This is a genomic window from Pseudomonas sp. (genome assembly GCF_035277045.1).
Classification (GTDB): Bacteria; Pseudomonadota; Gammaproteobacteria; order Pseudomonadales; family Pseudomonadaceae; genus Aquipseudomonas.
Genome location: NZ_DATELE010000046.1, coordinates 12,684 through 37,755, shown reverse-complemented (window position 1 = coordinate 37,755; position 25,072 = coordinate 12,684). Strand labels below are relative to the sequence as shown.

Below are 25,072 nucleotides of genomic sequence, written 5' to 3'. Positions count from 1 at the left end.
CAGGCGCCCAGTCGACCCAGGACAGCGAACTGCCGTCGGGCCTTCAGGTCGGTACCGGTGTGCGCATCGTCGGCACCCAGAAGAATTTCAGCACCGGCAGCCTGCAGACCACCGAGAACCCGCTGGACATGGCTGTCAACGGCCGCGGCTTCTTCCAGGTGCTGCAGCCAGATGGCACGGTTTCCTACACCCGTGATGGCACCTTCCACCTGAACTCCGATGGCCAGATCGTCACCGCCAACGGCTTCCCGCTGGAGCCGGCCATCGTCGTGCCGCCAGAAGCGCAGACCTTCACCGTGGGCCAGGACGGCACCGTGTCGATCACCACCGCCGGCAACCCGGCCGCGCAGGTCATCGGCAACATCCAGACCGCCGACTTCATCAACCCGGCGGGCCTGCAGGCAACCGGCGGCAACCTGTTCCTGGAAACCGCCGCCAGCGGCGCGCCACAGGTCGGTACCCCGGGCCTCAACGGCTTCGGCACTACCCTGCAGCAGACCCTGGAAAACTCCAACGTCAGCACCGTGGAAGAACTGGTCAACATGATCACCACCCAGCGCGCCTACGAGATGAACTCCAAGGTCATCTCCACCGCCGACCAGATGCTCTCGTTCGTTACCCAGCAGCTCTAAGCCCTGAAAGCTCAAGGCCGCCCCAGCACCCCGTTCCACCGTGAGGTAAGCGTCATGAATCGTCTGTTATCCGTTCTCGCCCTGGGTGGCGTGGTGATGCTGGCTGGCTGCGTCGCGCCGACCGCCAAGCCCAACGACCCGTACTATGCGCCGGTCCTGCCGCGCACCCCATTGCCAGCGGCGGCCAACAACGGTTCGATCTACCAGGCGGGGTTCGAGCAGAACCTGTATGGCGACCGCAAGGCGTTCCGCGTGGGTGACATCATCACCATCACCCTCAACGAGCGCACCTCGGCGAGCAAGAGCGCCAACTCGCAGGTCGACAAGACCAGCAAGGCGAGCATCGGCCTGAGCTCGCTGTTCGGCGCCTCGCCCAGCACCAACAACCCGTTCGGTGGCGGCGACCTGAGCCTGGACGCCGGCTACAGCGGCGACCGCGCGACCAAGGGCGACAGCAAGGCCGCCCAGGGCAATACCCTGACCGGCTCGATCACCGTGACCGTGGCCGACGTGCTGCCCAACGGCATCATCGCCGTGCGCGGCGAGAAGTGGATGACCCTCAACACTGGCGACGAGCTGGTGCGTATCGCAGGTCTGGTCCGCGCCGATGACATCGCCACCGACAACACCGTGCCGTCCACCCGCGTGGCCGATGCGCGCATCACCTATTCGGGCACTGGCGCCTTCGCCGATGCCAGCCAGCCCGGGTGGCTGGACCGCTTCTTCCTCAGCCCGCTTTGGCCCTTCTGAGTCAGGATGCCCATGTTCAATTTCAGGCAGCTGATTGCCGCAACGTTCGTCCTGACCTTCGCCCTCGGTGCCCACGCCGAGCGCCTGAAGGACATCGCCAGCATCTCCGGCGTGCGCACCAACCAGCTGATCGGCTACGGCCTGGTGGTGGGGCTCAACGGCACCGGTGACCAGACCACCCAGACGCCGTTCACCGTGCAGACCTTCAACAACATGCTGTCGCAGTTCGGCATCAAGGTGCCGGCAGGCTCGGGCAACATGCAGCTCAAGAACGTCGCGGCGGTGTCGGTGCATGCCGACTTGCCGGCCTTCGCCAAGCCCGGCCAGGTGGTCGACATCACCGTGTCGTCGATCGGCAACTCCAAGAGCCTGCGCGGCGGCAGCCTGCTGATGACCCCGCTCAAGGGTATCGACGGCAACGTCTACGCCATTGCCCAGGGCAACCTGGTGGTCGGCGGCTTCGATGCCGAAGGCCGTGATGGCTCGCGGATCACCGTCAACGTGCCGTCGGCCGGGCGTATTCCCGGCGGCGCCAGCGTCGAGCGCGCCGTGCCCAGTGGTTTCAACCAGGGCAACAGCCTGACCCTGAACCTCAACCGGCCGGACTTCACCACCGCCAAGCGCGTCGTCGACAAGGTCAACGAACTGCTTGGCCCAGGTGTCGCCCAGGCCCTGGATGGCGGTTCGGTGCAGGTCACCGCGCCCATGGACCCAAGCCAGCGGGTGGACTACCTGTCGATCCTCGAGAACCTGGAGATCGATCCGGGCCAGGCCGTGGCCAAGGTCATCATCAACTCGCGTACCGGTACCATCGTCATTGGCCAGAACGTCAAGGTGTCGCCCGCCGCGGTCACCCACGGCAGCCTGACCGTGACCATCACCGAAGACCCGATCGTCAGCCAGCCAGGGCCGTTGTCCAATGGCCAGACCGCCGTGGTCCCGCGCTCGCGGGTCAATGCCGAGCAGGAAGCCAAGCCGATGTTCAAGTTCGGCCCGGGTACCACGCTGGACGAGATCGTCCGCGCGGTGAACCAGGTGGGCGCGGCGCCCGGCGACCTGATGGCCATCCTTGAAGCCCTGAAACAGGCCGGCGCGCTGCAGGCCGACCTGATCGTGATCTGAGGACTGGCGATGAATCCCAAGAGCCTGGTCTCCAGCACCGCCGACAGCGGTTCGTATTCCGACCTCAATCGCCTCAACTCGCTGAAGGTCGGCGACCGCGACAGCGACGGCAACCTGCGCAAGGTGGCGCAGGAATTCGAATCGCTGTTCGTCAGCGAGATGCTCAAGGCCTCGCGCAAGGCCAGCGATGTGCTGGCCGCCGATAACCCGATGAACACCGAGACGGTCAAGCAGTACCAGGAAATGTACGACCAGCAGCTGGCCGTGAGCATGTCCCGCGAGGGCGGCGGCATCGGCCTGCAGGACGTGCTGATGCGCCAGCTGTCCAAGCAGAAGGGCGCCAGCGGCGCGAACACCAGCCCGTTCCCGCGGGTCGACGGCAACCAGCCGGCGCTGTGGGGCAACCGGGTTGCCGAGCCTGTGCATGCTCAAGGCAGCACGGCCACGCGCAACGATGTGGCCGCGCTCAACTCGCGCCGCCTGGCGTTGCCGGGCAAGCTCACCGACCGCCTGCTGGCCGGTATCGTGCCGTCGGCCAACGCCGCGGCGGCGGTCACCAACACCGCCGCGCTGCCGGCCCGTCAAGGCGTGCAGGGCAGTGCGGTCGCCAAGGGTGACTGGGAACCGGCGAAAACCTTCGCCGCGCCCGGCGGCCTGCAGATCCAGGGCCGCGCCGTGGCCCAGCCGCCGCTGGCCCCCGCCAAGAGCGCCTTCGCCGACAGCGACGAGTTCGTCGCTACCATGCTGCCGATGGCCGAACAGGCCGCCAAGCGCATCGGTATCGACCCGCGCTACCTGGTGGCCCAGGCGGCGCTGGAAACCGGCTGGGGCAAATCGGTCATGCGCGATGCCGACGGTGGCAGCAGTCACAACCTGTTCGGCATCAAGGCCAGCGGCAACTGGGAAGGCGACAAGGCGCGGGCGATCACCAGCGAGTTCGTCGATGGCAAGTTCGTCAAGGAGACGGCGACCTTCCGTTCGTACGACTCCTACCAGGACAGCTTCCACGACCTGGTGAGCCTGCTGCAGAACAACGCCCGGTATCAAGATGCGGTGAAGTCTGCCGATAACCCGGAACAGTTTGTGCGAGAGCTGCAGAAGGCCGGGTACGCAACCGACCCGAACTACGCCAGCAAGATCTCGCAGATCGCAAGACAGATGAAGTCGTACGAGAGCTATGCGTCGCTCGGTACCACAACGAAACTTTAAAGGGCTGGATCCATGGCGAGTTTGATCAATATTGGCATGTCTGGGCTGGGCGCCGCCCAGTCCGGGTTGTATACCCTGGGCAACAACATCGCCAATGCCGATGTCGAGAGCTACTCGCGCCAGCAGAACGTCCAGCAGACCAAGGGCTCGCAGCAGTACGGCAGCGTCTTCATCGGCAGCGGCACGACCCTGGCCGACGTGCGCCGGGTGTACAACGCCTTTCTGGAGAACCAGCTGCGCAGCACCAATTCGCTGAGCACCGACGCCTCGACCTACCTGAGCCAGATCACCCCGCTGGACTCGGCCCTGTCGAGCAGCGACACCGGCGTCACCGCGGCGCTGCAGAGCTTCTACACCGCCATGCAGGACGCCGCCGCCAAGCCCAGCGAAGACGCCTCTCGCCAGTTGTTGCTGACCAGCGCCCAGACCGTGGCCAAGCGCTTCAACGCGCTGTCCTCGCAGCTGACCCAGCAGAACACCACCCTCAACGGCAACATGGAAGCGCTCGCCACCAAGGTCAACGACCTGACCAAGTCGATCGCCGACCTCAACGATCAGATCTCGCGCGTGTCGTCGGTGTCCGGTGCGCCCAACGACCTGCTCGACAAGCGTGACGGCGCGGTGCGCGAGCTCACCGGGCTGATTGGCGCGGACGTGGTCGAGCGGGAAGGCAACTACGACGTCTACCTCAAGAACGGCCAGGCGCTGGTGCTCGGCAAGACCACCCAGACCCTGGAAGTGGCGCCAGGCCAGAGCGACCCGACGCGCATGAGCCTGATGCTCAACCGTGGCTCGACCAAGATGGACATCACCAGCAGCACCACCGGCGGCGAACTCGGTGGCCTGCTGCGCTACCGCAAGGAAACCCTCGACCCCGCGCTCAACGAGCTGGGCCGCGTGGCCCTGGTGGTGTCGGATGCGATCAACAGCCAGCTGTCCCAGGGCATCGACAACAATGGCGACTTCGGCGCCACGCTGTTCGGCGACATCAACAGCGCCAAGGCCAAGGCCGAGCGCAGCATCGCCAGCAGCGGCAACGACAAGAACTCCGGCAATCTTGATGTGACCATCAAGGACACGGGCAAGCTGAGCACCAGCGACTACCAGGTGACCTTCACCAGCGAGACCGGCTACAGCGTGCGCAAGCTGCCCGACGGCACCGCCATGGGCAGCTTCGACCTGAACGATGATCCACCCGCGGTGATCGAGGGCTTCAGCCTGTCGCTCAACGGTAATGCCGTGAAGGCCGGTGACAGCTTCAAGATCACCCCGACGCGCAACGCCGCCGCCAATATCGAGTCAGTGCTGACCGATCCCAAGCGCCTGGCGCTGTCGTCGCCGCTGACCGCCACCAACGGCTCGGGCAACCAGGGCACCGGCCAGATCGGCCAGCCGACGCTGGTGTCCGAGCTGGATATCTACGATGCGGCGCAGCGCTCCGGCCTGCAGGCCGGCATCAAGTATTCCACCCCGGTCAAGCTGGTGTTCGGTGACGACACCAGCTCGCCCCAGGCCTACAAGATGTATGACGCCCAAGGCACCGCGATCGGCTCCGGCTCGATCGTCCCTGGGCAGAGCAACAAGTTGCAGCTGAACGTGCCGATGGTCGATGCCAGTGGCAACCCGATCATGGACGGCGCCACGCAACAGACTTTCAGCTTCGAGATGACGATCACCGGTGCGCCGAAGAACGGCGACAACTACACGGTGGCACTGACGGGCGCAGGCTCGACCGACAACCGCAACGCCCAGGCGGTGCTTGACCTGCAGACCCGGCAAACGGTCGGGCTGGGTGCCGACGGCAAGGGCATCAGCATCACCGACGCCTACGCCAAGCTGGTGTCCAACGTCGGCGGCAAGGCCGCGCAGGCCAGCATGGACAGCGATGCCACGACCGCCTTGCACCAGTCCGCCACTGACAGCCGCAACTCGGTGTCGGGGGTGTCGATCGATGAAGAGACCGGCAACCTGATCAAGTTCCAGCAGTACTACACGGCGTCGTCGCAGATCATCAAGGCGGCACAGGAAACCTTCGCCACCTTGATCAACAGCCTTTAAGGAGCCGTAGACCGTGCGCATCTCCACCACCCAGTTCTATACCAGCAGCAGCAGCAACTACCAGCGCAACTTCGCCAACACGGTGAAGACCCAGCAGCAGGCCTCCGACAACCTGCGCATCCGCACCGCGGCCGACGATCCCGTGGGCGCCGCGCGCCTGCTGCAGCTTGAACAGCAGCAAGACATGCTCAAGCAGTACAGTGGCAACATCACCACCGTGCGCAATGCCCTGGGCACCGCCGAGAGCACGCTCAACAGCATCGGCAATATCCTGCAGCGGGTGAACGAGCTGGCGATCAGCTCAGGCAACGCCAGCTTCACCGACTCCGACCGCAAGGCCAACGCCGATGAACTGACGTCCCTGGAAGAACAGCTGGTCAGCCTGATGAACAGCAAGGACGAGAACGGCAAGTACCGCTTCGCGGGCTCCAAGAGCGATACCGCGCCCTACGCGCGCAACGCCGATGGCACCTATACCTACCAGGGTGACCAGAGCAGCCTGTTGCTGCAGGTGGGCGACACGCTCAGCCTTGCCGCCAACGAAACCGGCTACACCGCCTTCGAACAGGCGCTGAACACCAACCGCAGCCAGACCAGCCTGGTCTCGCCAGCCGCTGCCGACAGCCGCGTGAGCCTGACCAATGGCCAGGTGTCGGGCAGTGCCGTGTACAACGACCGCTTCCGCAGCGGCGAACCCTACACCGTCGAATTCACCAGCAGCACCCAGTTCAAGATCACCGATGGCGCCGGCAAGGACGTCACCCTGGAAGCCACCGAAGGCGGCAAGTTCAACCCCGATGCCGACAACACCACGGTGAGTTTCCGTGGCGTCGACCTGCGCCTGGACGTGAGCTACAAGGACGGCGACAGCGCCGATCCGGACAATGCCATCAAGGGGCACACCTTCAGCCTCACCTCCAAGCCCGACTCGATCACCGGCACCCGCAGTGCCGGCAACCCGTCGTCGAGCCAGGTGACGTCGGCGAGCATCACCGACGCGGACAAGTACAAAGCGGCCTTCCCTGGCGGCGGCGCGGTGCTCAAGTTCACCAGCGACACCGAGTTCGAGCTTTACGCCGACCCGGTCACCGCCAACAGCCGTCCGGTGGCCAAGGGCGCGCTCGGCGGCGCCGATGGCACCACCGCGACCGCGGCGGGCGTCAGCTTCGAGCTCTCGGGCGCGCCGAACGCGGCCAAGGCCGGGGACAGCTACGCGATCAAGGTCAACACCCACCAGACCCAGAACATCCTCGACACCATCGGCCAGTTGCGCACCACGCTGACCACGCCAGTGGGCGACGACGCGGCGTCGCGGCAGAGCTTCCAGGCCTCGCTGGACTCGGCGATGGGCAACGTGTTCAGCGCCATCAACCAGGTCAGCGCCTCGGTGAGCTCCATCGGCGGCCGCGGCCAGGCGCTGGACGTGCAGGCCGAAACCAACGAGGCGGTGAGCGCCGAGAACACCAAGACCCAGAGCTCGATCCGCGACACCGATTCGGTGGAAGTGCTGGTGCGCCTGCAGATGCAGACCAACATGCTCCAGGCGTCGCTGCAGTCGTATGCCAAGGTGGCGACATTGTCGTTGGTCAATTACATCTGACCGTTTTTCCCCGCATGACCCTCTTGCGCTCCCTCGGGAGCGCACGTTCCTCCCCGAAGGTTTGCCCATCGTGATCAAACAGCCGCTCGTCAGTATCGTCATCCCTGCATTCACCCCGAGATTCTTCTCCATGGCACTGGAAAGTGCCTTGATGCAGACCTACGAGCGACTGGAAGTGGTGGTGTGCGATGACAGCCAGACTGACGAAATCGAAACCATCGTGCGTGCCAGCGAGCGTAATGCCCGCGTACCGATACGCTATGTGCGCAACGCGACCCGGCTCGGCTTTGTCGACAACCTGATCCAGGCGGTTGAGCTGGCATCGGGCGATCTGCTCAAGGTGCTGTGTGATGACGACCGCCTGCTTGGGCTGTGCATCGAGCGCCAGGCGAGGGTGCTGGAGGAGAACCCGGATGTCAGCCTGGTGCTGTCCCAGCGCATGTTCACCGACGCGGATAACTATGTGCTGCCGATGCGGCTTGCCAACGCGCGTTTCGCCAACGTCGACAGCCTGTTCAAAGGCGATGACATCCTGTCGATGCTTGACGGCCGGGCGGTGAACTTTCTGGGTAACCTGTCCGCCGCCTTGATGCGCCGCGAGCAGGCGCTGCAGCAGCTGAAGGCGTTGACGCAAGGGCATGAAGGCTTTGTCGCGTTGCTCGACCAGGCCTTGTTCGTCTGCCTGTTGCGCCGCGGGCACCTGGTCATGTTGAGCGACGTCGCCTCGATCGAGCGCCTGCACCCTCAGCGTCTGAGCAGGCAGGACAGCGTCGCCGACGCGGCGCAGCGAGAGTGGAAGTGGTTGCAGCAGATGCTGGCGGCGCGCGGCGGCGATGCGCCGCCGGCCAACGGGTGGATCCAGTACATTCCCCTGAGCGAGGCACAAGCGTTGCCCAGGCCATGGCAGGAAATGAGCCTGGTCCTGCTGCTCAGCAACTGGCAGACCTGCGTGGTCGGCCGCATCGGCAGCGACTGCGAAAGCTACGCCGAGGTCTATCAGCAATGGCTGCAGGACCGCCACCTCAGTCCCGCGCAGCGCCATTTGCTGCCCAACACACTGTCGTCCTGGCCGAGCCAGCCGCGTATCGTGCCGGTCATACTGGACCTGGCGGGGGATGCCGAGGCGCTTCGCCAGACGGTCGAGAGCCTTGAGTCCCAGCTCTATCCAGCCCACTGCTGCATCGTGCTGTCCGGTGAGCCGGTCGTTTCGACGCTGCCTCTGGTGCAGGTCGCGCCGGAGACGGACTGGGCGGCCCAGCTGAACCCGTTGATCGGCAGCGTTGCCGATGCGGACTGGATCTACCTGTTGCGCGCCGGCGACCGGCTTGGTGAGTCGGCCTTGCTGATCCTGGCTGAGCGCGCCGCGGTGCTCCCGGGCCTTGCCTGCATGTACAGCGACGAAGGGGCCCTGGTCGATGGCCAGTCGGCGGAGCCGGTGTTCAAGCCTGACTTCAATGTCGATCTCATGCGCAGCTACCCCTACGTCGGGCGCACCCTGGCCTTTGCACGCGACGCGCTGTGTGAACTGGGCGGCTTCGACCCGGCGTTTGGCGAGCTGGCGCCCCATGACCTGATCTGGCGCCTGGTCGAATGGCGTGGCCCGCAGGTGATCGAGCACATCCCGGAGATACAGGTGCAGTCTCTACTCGGGTTCGCGCAGTGGTTGTCGACCGATGCGGTGATCCAGCAGAGCGAGCGCGTCGTGCAGGCGCACCTGGGTCGCCTGGAGGTGGCGCACCGGGTGTCCCACGACGATTTGCCCCTGCTCAACCGCATCGAATACCTGCACGGCGCCGAGCCGCTGGTTTCGATCATCGTCCTGTGCGGGGATGATCTGGAGGCCTTGCAGGGGTGTGTGCTCAGCGTCATGGAGCGCACGGCCTATCAACATTATGAGCTGCTGCTGGTTGCTCCCGTGCAGAGCGATGCCTCGATGGCGGGCTGGCTTGATGCCATGGCCGAGGTCGGCGGCGCGAAGCTGCGGGTCGTGCAGGCGTCTGAGGCCCGCGATGTGGCCGGGATGATCAATGGCGCGGCTCACCAGGCCCGCGGGGACTACCTGTTGATGCTGTCGGCCAACCTGCAGGTCTTCGAGCCTCGGTGGCTGGATGAAATGGTCATGCATGCCCAGCGCCCGGAAGTGGCGGTGGTGGGTGCTCGGGTACTGGATGAGCGCGGCAAGATCGTCAATGCCGGCATGGTGCTGGGCGTGGATAATGCCGTCGGTCCTGTGTGCGTGGGTGAAGATGCACTGGCGCGCGGGTACCTGCAGCGGCTTCAGGTGGTACAGAACTGGAGCGCTGTGTCAGGAGACTGCCTGATGGTGCGCCAGTCGGTGTTCGAGGACCTGGGCGGGATTGACGCGCAGCACCTGGGTTGGGAGCTTGGCGCGCTCGACCTCTGCCTCAAGGCTGGGACAGACGGCTATCTGGTGGTGTGGACGCCCCACGCCAGCCTGTGCAAGGCGGCGAACCAGACTCCAGCGGCGGCCCCGGATGAACAGGAGACCCTTCACCAGGCCTTCTACGAGCGCTGGTTGCCGCTGGTCGTGCGTGATCCTGCCTATAACCCGAACCTGAGCCTGATGTCGGCTAACTTCAGCCTGGAGCCAGGCCAGCATGGCGCATGGAATCCATTGTGCGCGAGGGTCCTGCCGTCGGTCCTCGCCTTGCCGATCAATGCGTCGGCGGTGGGGCATTACCGGGTATCGCAGCCCTTCTTCGAACTGGAAGCCGCAGGCAGGATTGTCGGGCGCGTCGCCCACGAATCGCCCACCACGGTTCAACTGGCGCGGATGAACCCGGATGTGGTCGTCCTGCAACTGCGCCATACCGAGGATTCGGTGCGTGACATCGAACGCATCGCGCGGTTTTCCAATGCACGTCGCATTTTTGAAATCGACGACTATGTCCTGCAGGCGCCGAGCAAGAACACGCATGCCCGCAACAAGCCCGCCGACATCGAACAGCACCTGCGCAAGGGCATAGGCCTGTGCGACCGGCTGGTGGTGACCACCCAGGCCTTGGCCAATGCGTTGTCAGACATGCACACCGACATTCGAGTCGTGCCGAACATGCTGGCGCCGCACCTGTGGACGGGTCTGCACAGCCGTCGGGGCACTTCCAGCAAGCCGCGGGTGGGATGGGGCGGCGGAACCAGTCACAGCGGTGATCTGGAGGTCATCGCCGATGTCGTGCGTGAGCTGGCCGACGAAGTCGAATGGGTGTTCTTCGGGATGTGTCCCGAAGCGCTCAAGCCGTATATCCATGAGTTCCACCCGGTCATCGGTCTTCAGGCCTACCCGGCGAAGCTTGCGAGCCTGAACCTGGACCTCGCGCTGGCGCCCCTGGAGTTCCACATCTTCAACGACTGCAAGAGTAATCTGCGATTGCTCGAGTACGGTGCCTGCGGCTATCCGGTGGTGTGCACCGATACCGAGGCCTATCGGGGCGATCTGCCCTGTACCCGGATCCTCGGCAACAGCACCGAGGAATGGCTACAGGCAATTCGCATGCACTTGAGTGATCCGGCAGCCAGCTATCGCATGGGCGATCAGCTGCGCGACGCCGTACTGCGCGATTTCGTGCTGCGTGACGGCAATCTGGACCAGTGGGTCCGGGGTTGGTTGGCCGACTGACCGGGGTCGCGGCACAGGTGCCGAAACGCCAGTCTGGTTCTGGCATGACAGGCTTCGAGGTAGCAACCCGAGGCGACGCTTCAATGGGATGGAACACACTTATGCAAGGTCGTACACAGGCAACTCCCCAGGTCGTTCTCGACAAGCGCTTGACGCTGGTCATCAAGGCGGGTGACGAAGCGGCGGATTTGCGCCGCGCGGTGGCGTTCCATCGCTCCCATCCCTTCCAGATACTGGTCATCGATACCTCGGAGCAGGCCGCGCACGACATCGGCGGGGGCATCCCTCAGGTCGACTACCGTCATCTGCCCGAGTGCACGGACGCCCAGAAAATGCTCGCCTACGTCACCGCGCAGGTGAAGACACCCTATATGGTGCTGCTCGACGCGCAGAGTTTCTGCGTGCCTGATGCCCTGGTGCAGTGCCTGGACTTCCTCGAGCAGCACCCCGACCACGGTGTCTGCCTCGGCTACAGCCTGGTGGGCAGGGGCATGGGCGCCAGCGTCGAATACTACATTGCCGACCGCAAGGGCCCGGAACACTTCGACGCCCCTGACGCTGCCCGGCGTCTGCTTGACTACATGACGCACTACCTTCCGGTGTCCGGTGCCGTGATGCGCACCGCTTTGGTGGCCAGTTGGTGCGATGTCGCCCCGGCTGTCGACGCGCGCTACCAATCGCTGGGGCTGGCACTGTTCCTGCTGCTCAATGCCAACGCCCGGATCCTGCCGATCGCCTACAGTGTGCGTGTGCTCCAGTATCCAGAGTCTGAGGCGATTCTCCCTGCAAGCCTGGCGGGCAGCGGCCCGGACCAGGTGCTCGAGCGCGAGCGCTTTGCCGGGCTGATGGCCGGCCTGCTGTCGACGTCGACGGGCGCCGGCAGCGTTCAGGGGAGCCTGGTCCGCGAGGCGCTCGAGGCCCTTGAAGAGTGCTTGCGTTCGCAAGCCGCGCGCGAGCCAGAGCCTGTGTTCGAGGCCCGTTACAGCTGGCAGGAAGCCGCGCGCTATGCCTTCCGGCCCACTCAGTACGTGCAGCTGCCGTTCTACAACGAAGCCTTCTTCGACGTGCTTGAGCGGGTGGGTTTCCTGCTCCTCGCGTTGCCGTCCGGCGTCGTGCAGCTCAAGGCGCTGGAGCCGCTGGTGATCAGGCAGCAGGCGTTGGCCCGCGATCGTTTCAACGAGGCTGCTCCGGATCGCGACGCGCGCATCGAGGCGGCCCTGGACCTGTATCCATTCGACGCCGAGCTGGCGCAGCGGCTGCTTGCCAGTATCCGTCAGCGCCAGGATCAGACGCTCGCAGGCCTGCTTGAGGCCTGGATCGAGCGTCTTGATCAGGTTCAGCCAACCGGCAAGGCGCGGATCATGGGGCATAGCCAGAGCGGCTTGCTCTACGGGCGGCTGCATGCCTGGAAACCTTCGCTGGAGCAGCAGCAGGCAATCGCTGGCCAGGACGGCCCCGCGTTCGGGCTCGTGCTGCTCGACCTGCAGGGCGACATGGACGCGCTGCAAGTCACCCTGGACTCCGTCCTTGAGAGCTATTACAAGCGCTATCAGATCGTGGTGCTGACGACCGCCAGGCCGCCCGTGCCAACCCGCGAACAGGATCGGCTGCATTTCGTGCAGGTGCAGCCGACGCAGTGGCAAGACCAGATGAACCGCGTGGTGGCGCGCGCCGCCTGGGACTGGCTGCTGTGCGCCGACGTGGGCGTGCAGTTCAGCCCCTCCGGCCTGATGAAGGTGGCACTGGAACTGACGGGTGCCGACCAGTGCCGGGCCGTCTACTGCGACGAACTGCAGCGCCGCCCTGACGGTACGCTGGGTTCGCTGTACCGGCCGTCCTTCAATCTTGACCTCCTGCTGTCCTCTCCGCGGACAATGGCCGCTCACTGGTTCATTCGGCGTGAAGTCTTCCTGGCGGCGGGTGGATACAGCGCGCGCTTCCCCAATGCATCGGCGTTCGACTTCATCCTGCGGCTGATCGAGTCGGAAGGCATGTCCGGCATCGGCCACATCGACGACCTGCTGTTGGTGAGCGACCTGGACGCTGGCCAGGGCAACGCCGATGAACTCAGCACCTTGCAGCGCCATCTGCGTGTTCGAGGCTACGAGCGGAGCAGGGTATTGCAGGCCCGGCCCGGCGAATACCAGATCAACTATGGCCATGCCGACCGCCCCCTGGTATCCATCATCATCCCGACGCGTGATCAGCTGGGCTTGGTGTCACGCTGTGTTGAAACCGTGCTGGAGCGCACGCGCTACAAGCATTTCGAGATCATCCTGGTGGATAACCTCAGCGAGGCAGCGGATGCCGTCAGCTGGCTGGACGGTATCGAAGCGATGGGCGACGAAAAGCTGCGGGTGCTGCGCTATCCCCATCCTTTCAACTTCTCGGCCATGAACAACCACGCCGCCGCCCACGCGCGCGGCGAGTACCTGGTGCTGCTCAACAACGACACGGCGGTCATCGACGACAACTGGCTCGATGAACTCCTCAACCACGCACTACGGCCCGAGGTAGGCATCGTGGGTGCGCGGTTGCACTTCCCGGACGGTACGCTGCAGCATGCGGGCGTCGTGCTGGGGCTGCGTGGTCCCGCGGAGCACCCTCTGCTCAGGCGCGATCCGCAAGCCCCGGGCTACATGGGCCGGGCCCGGCTCGACCAGAACTTCAGCGCGGTGACCGCCGCCTGCCTGATGATCCGCAAGTCGGTGTACGAGCAGGTCGGGGGGCTGGACGAACAGGCCTTTGGCGTGTCCTACAACGACGTCGACCTGTGCCTCAAGGTCGGGCAGGCGGGTTACCTCAACGTCTGGGCGCAACGTGCCGTGCTCATGCACGAAGGCAGCGTCAGCCAGGCGACGGTCGATCCCCTGAGCCAGAGCGCCAAGCGCCAGCGTTTCGTCAGGGAGCAGAACGCCTTCTACCAGCGCTGGATGCCGCTGATCGTCAACGACCCGGCCTACAACCGTAACCTCTCGTTGTGTAGCAATGATTTCGAGGTCGATCGCAAGCCGTTGCTGGATCCTGCCTTGCGTACGCTGCCCATGATCCTGGTGATGGCCGATAGCGCGCAGGGTGCCGATGCGGCCGGTGCGTGGCGGGCGCTTGGCTCGGCTGCAGATGTGACGGTGCCCCGGCAACGGCTGCTGATTGCCGACCTGCTGCGCATGGCGCCAGACGTGCTGGTCATTCCCGGTGAAATCTGTCATATGGATCTGCTCTCCTTGCAGCATTTTCATCAATACTATGAGGGGCTCAAGGTGCTTGATCTTCGCGGGCTGGACGCCGCGGCCTGGACCCGTGGCGGGGAGCAGCACGAGGCTGTGCGCGGTGCCTTGCCGCTGGTAGACCGCCTGCTGGTGTCCGATGAGGCGCTTGCGCGGATCCTGGGCGGGTTGCACCCGGATGTGAGGCTGGTGGTACCTGTGTCGGAGAATCCGGCATTGATGAGCGCCTGCCTGCCCTGATCCGCTCGCGGAAGCAGGCGAGGGGCGGGCGCTAGAAGCGGGATGCACGGCCCATGGAAATATGCGATCGTGGGCTCCGGGCGTGACTTGTAGGTCGCCAGGCGCATCTCTATACCATTACGAGGGTTTCCGGCTGGTCAATGCTCACTGGGCGGTACCCGCACTCGTTTGCAGCGCAACGGGGCCGGCCGTGCCGCCTCTGCGCACCAAGCGGGGACATAGAGCAGCTAATTTATTGGGAAGCCATGATGATTGGCATCAAAAGCATTGCGAGCTACGTGCCGGCGCAAGGTACGGATAACTACGAGCAGGGCGCCAGGTTCGGCAAGGATGAAACCTTCATCCTTGGCAAGATCGGCTCGGCATTTCTTCCACGCAAGGCGCCCGAGCAGGAGACCTCCGACCTGTGTGTCGAGGCTGCCAACGCGCTGTTCGCCGCGAACCCGCAGCTGTCGCGGGAATCGATCGAGGCCGTGATCGTCGTTACCCAGAATGGTGATGAGGAAGGCCTGCCGCACACCGCCGCTATCGTCCAGGACAAACTCGGCCTGCCGACCCATGTGGCGGCGTTCGATGTGTCGCTGGGTTGCTCCGGCTATGTCTACGGCATCTATGCGCTCAAGGGCTTCATGGAAGCCGCGGGCCTGAAGAACGGCCTGCTGATCACGGCCGACCCCTATTCGAAGATCGTCGATGCCGAAGACCGCAATACCGCCATGCTGTTCGGCGATGCGGCCACGGCGACCTGGATGGGCGAGGATGCGCCTTGGCAGCTGGGCAAGGCCAAGTTCGGCACCGACGGTGCGGGCGCTGCTCACCTGAAGGTCAGTGACGGCGTGTTCTTCATGAACGGCCGGCAAGTCTTCAACTTCGCGCTGCTCAAGGTACCGGCCCACCTGCAGGAACTGCTGGACGAATCGAACCTGCAAGCCGCCGACGTCGACGCGTTCTGCATTCACCAAGGTAGCGCGGCGATCGTCGACGCGGTCGCCCGGCGCTTTGACGAGGCCGTGCAGGGAGCACCGGGGGAGGCGGACAAATTCATCAAGGACATGGTCGAGACCGGCAACACGGTGTCGTCCAGCATCCCGCTGCTGCTCGAGAAGCACGTGCTTGATTCGCGCTTCAAGCGTGTCGCGCTCAGCGGATTTGGCGTAGGCCTGTCCTGGGGATCGGCAATCATCCAGCGTGCTGACTGAGACCTTGCCGAACTAGCAAAATGCCGCCATTTCAGGGCGGCATTTTTTTGCTTATCGTCCACGCCGCGTAAATTTTTACATGTCTCGATGCAGGCGTGACCGAGGTGAGCAATGACCCCGCTATTCAAGAACTCGATCGTACTGTTTGGCGCCAAGCGCAAGATGCTTCGCGAGATGACTGGGCACATCAAGACCTTGGTGGTGGGTTCCTCTCATGGCGATTTTGCCTTCGATCCCCATTATTGCCCGCAGTCCTTCAATCTGTGTTGCAGGTCACAAGACCTCAAGCATTCGTTTCATCTGTACCGAGAAGTCGCTGAACGCGAGAGTGCCTTGCAGAACGTGGTTGTTTTCTATTCCATCTTCTCGCCTGGCAACTTCATGGAGTCCAGCCCGAGCGAACGGGATATCTGCCCGCCGCTCAATGAAATGTTCGGGCTGGGCTTGCGTTATGAAGATCCTTACCTTGCGGACCTCTCCCGGATGATCGAAGGCCAGCTCGCGGACGTTTCGATCGATATCGACGGGCATGCAGGTTTTTTCCCGACCACGGACAAGACGTTCTTCGATGAGTCTTATGGTGCACGCCAACGTGCGGCGGATCACATGAAACTCAATCGCACCAACGCCGCCGATGTGTATCTTGAACAACTATTGATGCTCGCGAGTGTGAAGGGCCACAAGGTATTCATCGTGGTGCCACCTGTGAGGCAGGATTACAAGCACGCCTGCAGCCTCGACTTCGACGATCTGTTCGGGGGGCTTCTGAACACACTGCACGCGGCGCAGGTGAACTATCCAGGCTTGGTGGCGCACCTCATCAATGCCTATGATGACGATGAGTTCACCGATGACCTGTTTGGTGATTTCGATCATTTGCGGCCAACGGCGGCCGGGCCTGGGCTGCTCACTTCGAACATTTACAAGGCGATCAGTGTCGAGCAAGGTTGAACCATCCATGCATCGAGGGGGAGCCACGTGGCCTTTTTGAGTCAGGAACAACTGGACGCCATGGGCTTTGCTCGGGTCGGAAAGCACGTACTGGTTTCTGACAAGTGTTCCTTTTACAACTGCGCCGCCATCTCCATTGGCAATCATGTCCGAATCGACGATTTCTGTGTCCTGTCCGCGGGCGACGGGGGGATCGAGATCGGGGATCACGTGCACATCGCGGTTTATAGCTCGCTGATGGGAGGCGGCAGAATCACGCTGGGTGATTTCAGTGGCCTCTCCTCGCGCGTATCGGTGTACAGCAGCAGCGATGACTACAGCGGCGCGAGCATGACCAATCCGACCGTGCCGGACGACTTCAAGCACGTCCAGACCGCGCCGGTCGACATCGGCCGGCATGTCATCATCGGCGCCGGTAGTGTGGTGCTGCCCGGGGTGACGCTTGGGCAGGGCGCGGCCATTGGCGCACTGAGCCTGGTAACGAAACGCTGCGATGAGTTCGGCATCTACTCGGGTGTGCCAGCCAGGCGAATCAAGGCGCGTAAACGCGCGCTGCTGGAGTTGGAGCAACGCCTTCGCGCCGAGTCAGGAGGCGCAGACGCCTAGCGGTGCGTATCGGGCGTGTTGGCCGGCTTCTTGCTGGGGTCTGACAATCACGACAATCGTCAGATTCATGACGCAGCCGGAGTCATTGTGAATGTTGCTGGTTCACGACGGCTATCCGCAGGCGCGGTCATGGATATCCCTTTCCCGCTAGGAGAAGCGATCTCTCGCCATGGCCGAATTCATCCCCGTCACCAGTCCACTCCTGCCACCGCTTGAAGAGTTCGTGCCCTACCTCGAGGAAATCTGGAAAAGCAGGCGCCTGACCAACGGCGGCCCGTTCCACGAGCAGCTTGAAAAAGAGCTGGCCGAGTACCTCGGGGTCAAGCACCTTGCGTTGTTCTGCAACGGTACCGTGGCGCTGGTGGCTGCCTTGCAGGCGCTGCGCATCACCGGCGAGGTGATCACCACGCCGTACTCCTTCGTGGCGACCGCGCACTCGCTGATCTGGAACAACCTCAAGCCGGTGTTCGTGGACATCGACCCGGTCACCAAGAACCTTGATCCCAGGCGCATCGAAGAGGCGATCACGCCCGCGACCACCGCGATTCTTCCGGTGCACTGCTACGGTGTGCCTTGTGATGTGGATGGCATCCAGCGGGTGGCCGATACCTATGGCCTGAAGGTCATCTACGATGCCGCGCACGCCTTCGGCGTACGTCAGGACGGTCTTAGCGTGCTCAATCACGGCGACCTGTCGATCCTGAGCTTTCACGCCACCAAGGTGTTCAACACCTTCGAGGGCGGCGCGATCATCTGCCCCGACGCCAAGATCAAGCAGCGTATCGACTACCTCAAGAACTTTGGCTTCGCCGATGAGACCACGGTCATGGCGCCGGGTATCAATGGCAAGATGAACGAAGTGCAAGCGGCCTTCGGCCTTTTGCAGTTGCGTCATATCGACAAGGCGCTGGCGCAGCGCCGTCGGATTTTCGAGCAATACCAGCAAGCGTTCGAGGGCGTCGAGGGCATTACCCTGCTGGAGCCCTCGGCGGGCCTTGAGTGGAACTATGCCTACTGCCCGGTACTGATCGATGCCGCGCGCTTTGGCTGCACGCGCGACGCCTTGTATGACCGCTATCGGGAACAAGGCGTTCTGGTTCGCCGCTATTTCTATCCGCTGATCACCGAGTTCCCGATGTACCGGGGCCTGCCCAGCGCAGCGGATGCCGGGCTGCCCCATGCCATGCATGTCTCCCGGCAGGTCCTGTGTCTGCCCATTCATCCTGACCTGTCGACTGAAACGGTCGATACCATCGTTGCCATTGCCTTGGCATGCCACGCGGGGCGAGCCGGCTGATCGGCCGTTTCACCCTTTCAATCCTTTCTGCCTTCCAGGACGCGCCGTGAATTCCCCAGCATTGGTCAGCATCATCATCCCCGCCTACAAGCCGCAGTTCTTCGAGAAGGCATTGATCAGCGCGATGCTGCAGGACTACGAGCATGTGGAAATCGTGATCTGCGACGATTGCCGAGATGATTCGATTGCCAGAATCGTCGAATGCAACCGATCGAAAAGCCCCTTCGAGATCCGCTACTTCTACAACGAGACTCCGTTGCTGGAGCCGGGAAACCTGGCGCGGGGGATCAGTGAGGCGAGAGGGGAGTACGTCAAGTTCCTCTACGACGATGATCTGCTGATGCCGGACGCCGTGAGCGCGCTGCTCGCGGCGCTGGAGGCACATCCCCAGGCGGTCATGGCCTCGGCCAGGCGGCGAATGATCGACGAGAACGACCAGCCCTACGGGGAGAGCCTGCTGACGATCTTTCCGTTCAGGCAGGACGTGATCATTCGTGGCGATGAACTGGCGTCATTCCTCGGGCAGCACATCTACAACTTCATTGGGGAACCCACCTCGGTCATGTGCCGTCGGTCGGCTGTGCTGGGCTTCGGCGCGCAGATCATGAGCCTGGGTGGCCAGCTCATGGAGTGGGTCGGGGACCTGGCCATGTACGTGAAGCTGCTACGCCAGGGCGATCTGGTCATGCTCGGGCAAACGCTGGGGTGTTTCCGCATCTCGGCGCTGCAGACCAGCCAGACCGCGAGGGACAGGCCGCAGATCGCCACCGTCCCCTTCACCCGCTTCCGTGACGCGGTGAGCGCGCTCGGCTGGATGCGCCCCGCGGAGCAGAACGCCACGGTCAAGGTGGCGACGCTTGCCCAGCCGACGCGCTTCCATGAACTGAACCTGGCTGACTACTTTGGATCGGGCGGCGTGCTGCCGATGGGCAATGCCGACCTGCAGGCCTGGCGCCACCCCAGCGCCTATGTCACGCCGGTCAGGGACTGGCTGGCTCAGCGTACCTTGACGCCGGTCCAGCAGCGGCTGATCGAACGGCATCGCGAGCAGATCGCGGGCATTGCGAGTATCTGCGTCCTTGTCCTCGCGGGGGACGGCGCCAAGGAGGCCCTGCGCACCACGCTTGCAAGCCTTGAATGCTGGGCCGCCAACACCTCCACGCGCCTGGAATGGCAGGTCGTCGAGCGCCATCAGCCTGGCTGGGTAGCGCGCTTGAACGAGGCCCTCGACAGCAGCGACAAGGAGTGGCTCATGCTTCTCCAGGCGGGCGACGAACTGGTCGGCAGCGGCACGCTCCTGCTCGACCAGACCCTCCCGACACTCGGCGAGACGCGCCTGGTCTATTGCGACGAGCTGTACCGCGGCGTACCCGACCTGCGCATCGCGCTGCGTCCAGGGGTGAACCTGGATTACCTGCTGAGCCTTCCTGCCGTCATGGCGGGCCACTGGCTGGTGCGACGAGAACTGGTGGCACGTGCTGGCGGCTTCGACCCCGCAATGCCTGGCGCGCTTGAGCTTGACCTGATCTTGCGCCTGATCGAAGCCGAAGGACTGGAGGGTATCCACCCTCTGGCCGAACCGCTGGTGCTGCGCGATGCCCCCGAGATCGTCGAGCAGCGCGATGAAATCGCCAGTCTCCAGCGTCATCTCACCCTGCGAGGCTACCCCGATGCCAGGGTGAGCTGGGGCGAGGATCAGGGCGGCTACCAGATCCGCTACCACCATGCCGAGCGCCCGACCGTCTCCATCATGATCTGGGGCGGGTATTCGCTGGCGATGCTGCAGCGCTGCCTCGAGAGCCTGCTGGCCAACACCCGCTACCCGTCTTTCGAGATCATCGTCGTCGAACCGCAGGCGGTGGAAGCCAGCACTCACGACTGGCTGTCCAGCATGGAACAGATCGGCGGCGGCAAGATACGGGTTGTCCAGTCGACCGCGGCGATGCGGCCGGCGGCTATCAACAGCGCGAGCGAGCATGCCCTGGGCGAGTTCCTGCTGTTGCTCGACGGTGACACTGTCGCCATCGAGGACGACTGGCTGGACAGGCTGCTCAATCATGGTCAGCGTCCCGAGGTGGGCGGTGTCGCCGGCACGCTGGTGTCAGCCTCTGGCCGGGTGCTGCAGACTGGCCTGGTCGCGGGGTTGCGGGGGAGTGTGGGTCCGGCTTTCGACGGTCCACGGCTCAGCGAGGCCGGTTATCTGCACCGGCTTGTGGTGGACCAGAACTTCAGCGCGGTGCCCTCGGCCTGCCTGTTGGTGCGCAGGGACCGGTTCCTGGGCGTGGGTGGCTTCGACGAGGGCCTCGCCTCTGGACCCTACGGCGACTTCGACCTCTGCCTGAAAATCGCGGAGTCGGGGTGCTTGTTTGTCTGGACTCCCCATGCGGTGCTGGTCCAGCACGAGCAGACGTCGGCACCGCCTGCGCAGGTTGATGAAGAAGGACGCCATGCCCGTTGGCTCGAGGCGGTCGGCACTGACCCGGCCTATAACCCCAACTGCACGCTCAGGGGGGCGGCGTTCGAGCTCGAGGCAAATGCCGAGCTTACCTGGCGGCCGCTCAAGTGGCGGCCGCTTCCCGTGGTCCTTGCCTGCCCGAGCATGCCCCGGGAGGCGCTGGAGTCGCGCATCATCACGCCGATGAACGCGCTTCGCGAGGCTGGACTGATCGACGGCGCGCTCAGCAGCGTGCCACTCGAACTTCCGGAGTTGCGGCGTCATGCGCCTGACGTCGTCGTGTTTCAGGACAACCTTGCCGAGGTGCCCCTGGAGGCCATGCGTGAGGCCAGAAAGCTTGGGCGGGTATTCATCGTGCTCGAGGTGGCGGAATTTCTTTCCACCTCCGCGACCGCGACGCCGCTCGATCCGCTGCAGCGCTGGGAGTCACTCAGCCAGGCGGTCAGGCTGGCCGACCGGGTAATCGTGCCGACTACAGCCCTGGCGCAGGCCCTGGCGCCTTTGCAGGCTGATGTCAGGGTGTTGCAGACTCGCCTGGGGCGCGAATGGCTTGATCTTCCCTTCAACCCGCAGATGCACCCGCGGCCACGCATTGGCTGCTTCATCCAGCCGTCCACCAGCCTTGATGCCGACATGCTTGCGGCGGTGGTGCGAGCCCTGGCTGACCGCGTGGACTGGGTGCTGTGGGGAGAGGTGCCGGATGCGCTGCGCGCCTGTGCATGCGAAGTCCACGACGCCGCGCCGCACATGGATCCCCAGGCCTTGGCAGGGCTGCGACTGGACCTCGCGCTTGCGCCGCTCGGCGCGAGTGGCCTGGACAGCTGCAGCAGTGCCCTGGCACTGCTTCTATATGGCGCTTGCGGCTACGGCGTCATCTGCAGCGACTCCCCGGCATACGATAACGCCCTGCAGGTGACGCGCACCGCCAACACGCCCGAGGCGTGGATCGACGCTATCGAGCGCCAGTTGCGCGGGCCGCAGGCGTCCCGGCAGCAGGCCTGGACGGTGCGCGAGCAGGTGCGTCGTGACTGGGTCTTCGATGAAGCGGACGCACTGGACTGGGCACAGGCCTGGACCGCCCGATAGCAGCCAGGGATTCACCGCGCGGGTGCCAGGCGATAAGCGATTGTTTTTATTGGCCTGGCACGGTGCCAGCGATTTTTTTTGAAAAACACCTAAAGCAAGTCCGCCTCGCGACGATAACTATTACGAAGGTTCTCTAGGCCACACCCGGCGGATGCCAGGGCCGGAAGCCGCAGTAAACAATCCAACGAGGAATTCGTCATGGCTTTGACCGTAAACACCAACACCACCTCCCTGGGCGTCCAGAAGAACCTGAACCGCGCTACCGATGCTCTGAGCACGTCGATGACCCGTCTGTCGTCCGGCCTGAAAATCAACAGCGCCAAAGACGATGCCGCCGGCCTGCAGATCGCTACCCGTATGACCTCGCAGATCCGTGGCCAGACCATGGCAATCAAGAACGCCAACGACGGTATCTCCATCGCCCAGACCGCTGAAGGCGCGATGCAGGAGCAGACCAACATTCTGCAGCGTATGCGTGAACTGGCCGTCCAGTCGCGTAACAGCTCGAACAGCAAAGACGACCGTGACGCGCTGAACACCGAATTCGCGGCCATGTCGGACGAACTGACCCGTATCGCCAACAGCACCCAGCTCAACGGCAAGAGCCTGCTGAACTCCGGCACCACCATGACCTTCCAGGTCGGCTCCAACACCGGTACCGAAAACCAGATCGACATCAAACTGAAAGACCTGAAAGCCACCACGCTTTCGGTTGACAGCGCCTCGATCTCCATCTCGGGCGCCGATGACGCTGCCAACAAGACCAACTTCGAGAAGGCCATCGACAACATCGACAAGGCTCTGCAGTCGATCAACACCACCCGTGCTGACCTCGGTGCTTCCCAGAACCGTCTGTCCAGCACCATCAACAACCTGCAGAACATCAACGAAAACGCCGAGGCCGCTCGTGGCCGCGTCCAGGACACCGACTTCGCTGCCGAAACTGCCCAGCTGACCAAGCAGCAGACCCTGCAGCAAGCGTCGACTTCGGTTCTGGCCCAGGCCAACCAGCTGCCATCCGCCGTACTGAAACTGCTTCAGTAATCGCTGATGGTCATCGGCGGGGAAGTGCTCTTGAGGCGCTTCCCCGTCTTTTCATTCTGAGGTGGTCCACATGGACATGAGCGTCAAGATGAACCTGTCTTATCCGGCCACGCGCGCGGCCGAGCAGGTTGGCGATAAACCGGTCACCCGGTTGGCAGACACACCGCGTGACGGTGAAAAACCTGAACTGTCGGCGGTCGATGATGCCAACAAGGTCAAGAGTGCCGTCTCGGAAATCGAAAAATACCTCAACTCGACACGACGCAACCTGCAATTCTCCACGGACGAAGAATCAGGCAAGATCGTGGTCAAGGTCATCGCCAGCGATACCGGTGAGCTGATTCGCCAGTTGCCCTCCGAAGAGGCGCTGCGGATTGCCAACAACCTGAGCGATGTAAACAGCATTCTGTTCGACGCCAAGGTCTGACCCGGCGGCGAACACACCATGGCGTAGCCAACGTCGGGCTTGCTGGAGCCGGCCTGACGCGTTAACCAGAGGGGCAACAGCATGGCAAGTCCGATTACCTCATCCACAGGCCTGGGTTCCGGCCTGAACATCACTGGCATCGTCGAGGCGCTGGTCACCGCCGATACTGCGGCCAAGAAGGCGCAGATCACCCGCCAGACCAGCAACAACTCGGCGATGCTTTCGGGTATCGGCTCGCTGCGCAGCGCGCTCACGGCGTTCCAGGACGCCATGAAGAAGCTCAACACCACCACCTCGCCGTCCTTCAATGCCTACGCGGCGACGTCGGCAAACGAAAGCGTGGTCAAGGTCACCGCGGGCAATACCGCGGTCGCCGGCACCTATGACGTGGTGGTGAACCAGGTCGCGACCGGCTCCAAGGTCGCCAGCAAGCAGTTCGAGGATGGCGCCACGGCGTCGATCCCGGAAGGTGAACTGACCATCGCGGTGGGCACCAGCTCCTACAAGATCGATGTGGCAAGCGGCGCCACCCTGCAAAGCGTGCGCGACCAGATCAACAAGGAGATGAGCGCGAACGGCATCTCCGCCAACATCGTCAACGGTGAGGACGGCTCCCGGTTGGTGCTGTCCTCGACGGCCACTGGCTCGGGCAATGACATCAAGCTGAGCGGCATCGACGGGCTCGAGATCGACGGCGCGCAGAAGATGACCGGCACGGGTGCTGGCTTCATTACCGCGGCGGCCCAGGATGCCGAGGTCACCATCGATGGCCTGACCGTCAAGAGCGCCACCAATACCGTCAGCAGCGCCATCAGCGGCCTGACCCTTGAGCTGACCGGCGCCACGCCGACCGGTGGGGCGGCGACCAAGCTGACCGTGGCCACCAACACCGAAGGCCTTCAGAAGTCGGTGCAAGCGTTCGTGGACGGCTACAACACGCTGCAGAAAGCCATCACCTCGCTGACGTCCACCAGCCGTGACGCGGACGACAACCTGGTGCTCGGCTCGCTGACCAACGACCCCACCACGCGCTCGCTGCTGGCTGATGTGCGCAAGGTGATGTCCGAGGTCGGCACGGGTGACCAGTTGACCACGCTGGGCCAGCTGGGCATCAATACCCAGAAGGACGGCACGCTGGAGTTCAACACCACCAAGTTCACCACCGCGCTCAACGACAAGAAGCTCGGTTCCGAACTGCAGAACTTCTTCACCGGTACCGGGGGTGTGCTGGAGCGCATGAACGCGGCCATCGACCCGTACAACGCGACTGACGGCAGTCTGGCGACCCGCAAGAGCAACCTGGACAAGGTCGCCACCAACCTTACCCAGCAGCAGGCTGACCTCGAACGGCGTACCGAGTCGATGACCGAAGCGCTGACGAAAAAATATGTCGCCCTGGACACCGCCCTTGGCAAGATGAAGGCCCAGGCCAGCCAGGTGACCTCGTTCTTCGAAGCCATCAACGCCCAGAAAAGCTCCTGACCGGACACCTCGGCGCCGAGCGCCCGGCCGCGTCACAGTGACGCGCCGGG

The 25,072-nt window shown here is 63.7% G+C and carries 16 protein-coding genes; all 16 read left to right on the top strand.

What is annotated here, in order from left to right:
- On the top strand, positions 1-632 hold a 632-nt coding region (gene flgG, locus VJS90_RS02425), incomplete at its 5' end, for a flagellar basal-body rod protein FlgG (RefSeq protein ID WP_324118742.1).
- A gap of 54 nt (positions 633-686) precedes the next feature.
- Positions 687-1,382, top strand: coding sequence for a flagellar basal body L-ring protein FlgH (gene flgH, locus VJS90_RS02420; RefSeq protein ID WP_324118740.1), 696 nt, complete (start codon positions 687-689; stop codon positions 1,380-1,382).
- 12 nt (positions 1,383-1,394) lie between these two features.
- Positions 1,395-2,504, top strand: a complete 1,110-nt coding sequence (locus VJS90_RS02415; RefSeq protein ID WP_324118738.1) for a flagellar basal body P-ring protein FlgI — start codon at positions 1,395-1,397, stop codon at positions 2,502-2,504.
- Positions 2,505-2,513: 9 nt separating this feature from the next.
- Positions 2,514-3,713 carry a flagellar assembly peptidoglycan hydrolase FlgJ gene (gene flgJ / locus VJS90_RS02410; protein ID WP_324118736.1) on the top strand — a complete coding sequence of 400 codons (1,200 nt, stop codon included), beginning with the start codon at positions 2,514-2,516 and terminating at the stop codon, positions 3,711-3,713.
- A gap of 12 nt (positions 3,714-3,725) precedes the next feature.
- Entirely contained in the window at positions 3,726-5,771 is a 2,046-nt protein-coding gene (gene flgK / locus VJS90_RS02405) for a flagellar hook-associated protein FlgK (RefSeq protein WP_324118734.1), read from the top strand.
- 13 nt (positions 5,772-5,784) lie between these two features.
- Positions 5,785-7,371 carry a flagellar hook-associated protein 3 gene (locus VJS90_RS02400; RefSeq protein WP_324118732.1) on the top strand — a complete coding sequence of 529 codons (1,587 nt, stop codon included), beginning with the start codon at positions 5,785-5,787 and terminating at the stop codon, positions 7,369-7,371.
- Positions 7,372-7,441: 70 nt separating this feature from the next.
- The gene (locus tag VJS90_RS02395) at positions 7,442-11,008 is read left to right on the top strand and encodes a glycosyltransferase (protein WP_324118730.1); all 3,567 of its coding nucleotides are present in this window, start codon (positions 7,442-7,444) and stop codon (positions 11,006-11,008) included.
- Positions 11,009-11,109: 101 nt separating this feature from the next.
- The gene (locus VJS90_RS02390; RefSeq protein ID WP_324118728.1) at positions 11,110-14,475 is read left to right on the top strand and encodes a glycosyltransferase; all 3,366 of its coding nucleotides are present in this window, start codon (positions 11,110-11,112) and stop codon (positions 14,473-14,475) included.
- A 248-nt stretch (positions 14,476-14,723) separates the two neighbouring features.
- The gene (locus VJS90_RS02385; protein ID WP_324118726.1) at positions 14,724-15,674 is read left to right on the top strand and encodes a ketoacyl-ACP synthase III; all 951 of its coding nucleotides are present in this window, start codon (positions 14,724-14,726) and stop codon (positions 15,672-15,674) included.
- 111 nt (positions 15,675-15,785) lie between these two features.
- The gene (locus tag VJS90_RS02380) at positions 15,786-16,625 is read left to right on the top strand and encodes a hypothetical protein (RefSeq protein WP_324118724.1); all 840 of its coding nucleotides are present in this window, start codon (positions 15,786-15,788) and stop codon (positions 16,623-16,625) included.
- A 27-nt stretch (positions 16,626-16,652) separates the two neighbouring features.
- Entirely contained in the window at positions 16,653-17,231 is a 579-nt protein-coding gene (locus VJS90_RS02375; protein ID WP_324118722.1) for an acyltransferase, read from the top strand.
- Positions 17,232-17,400: 169 nt separating this feature from the next.
- Entirely contained in the window at positions 17,401-18,528 is a 1,128-nt protein-coding gene (gene vioA / locus VJS90_RS02370; RefSeq protein ID WP_324118720.1) for a dTDP-4-amino-4,6-dideoxy-D-glucose aminotransferase VioA, read from the top strand.
- Positions 18,529-18,574: 46 nt separating this feature from the next.
- Entirely contained in the window at positions 18,575-22,069 is a 3,495-nt protein-coding gene (locus tag VJS90_RS02365) for a glycosyltransferase (RefSeq protein WP_324118718.1), read from the top strand.
- Positions 22,070-22,267: 198 nt separating this feature from the next.
- Positions 22,268-23,113 (top strand): flagellin domain-containing protein, encoded by an 846-nt coding sequence (locus VJS90_RS02360; RefSeq protein ID WP_324118716.1) that lies wholly within the window; start codon positions 22,268-22,270, stop codon positions 23,111-23,113.
- A gap of 70 nt (positions 23,114-23,183) precedes the next feature.
- The gene (locus tag VJS90_RS02355; protein ID WP_324118714.1) at positions 23,184-23,540 is read left to right on the top strand and encodes a flagellar protein FlaG; all 357 of its coding nucleotides are present in this window, start codon (positions 23,184-23,186) and stop codon (positions 23,538-23,540) included.
- Between the two features lie 81 nt (positions 23,541-23,621).
- Complete coding sequence (gene fliD / locus VJS90_RS02350) at positions 23,622-25,022, top strand: flagellar filament capping protein FliD (RefSeq protein WP_324118712.1); 1,401 nt, start codon at positions 23,622-23,624, stop codon at positions 25,020-25,022.
- The last annotated feature ends 50 nt before the right edge of the window (positions 25,023-25,072 follow it).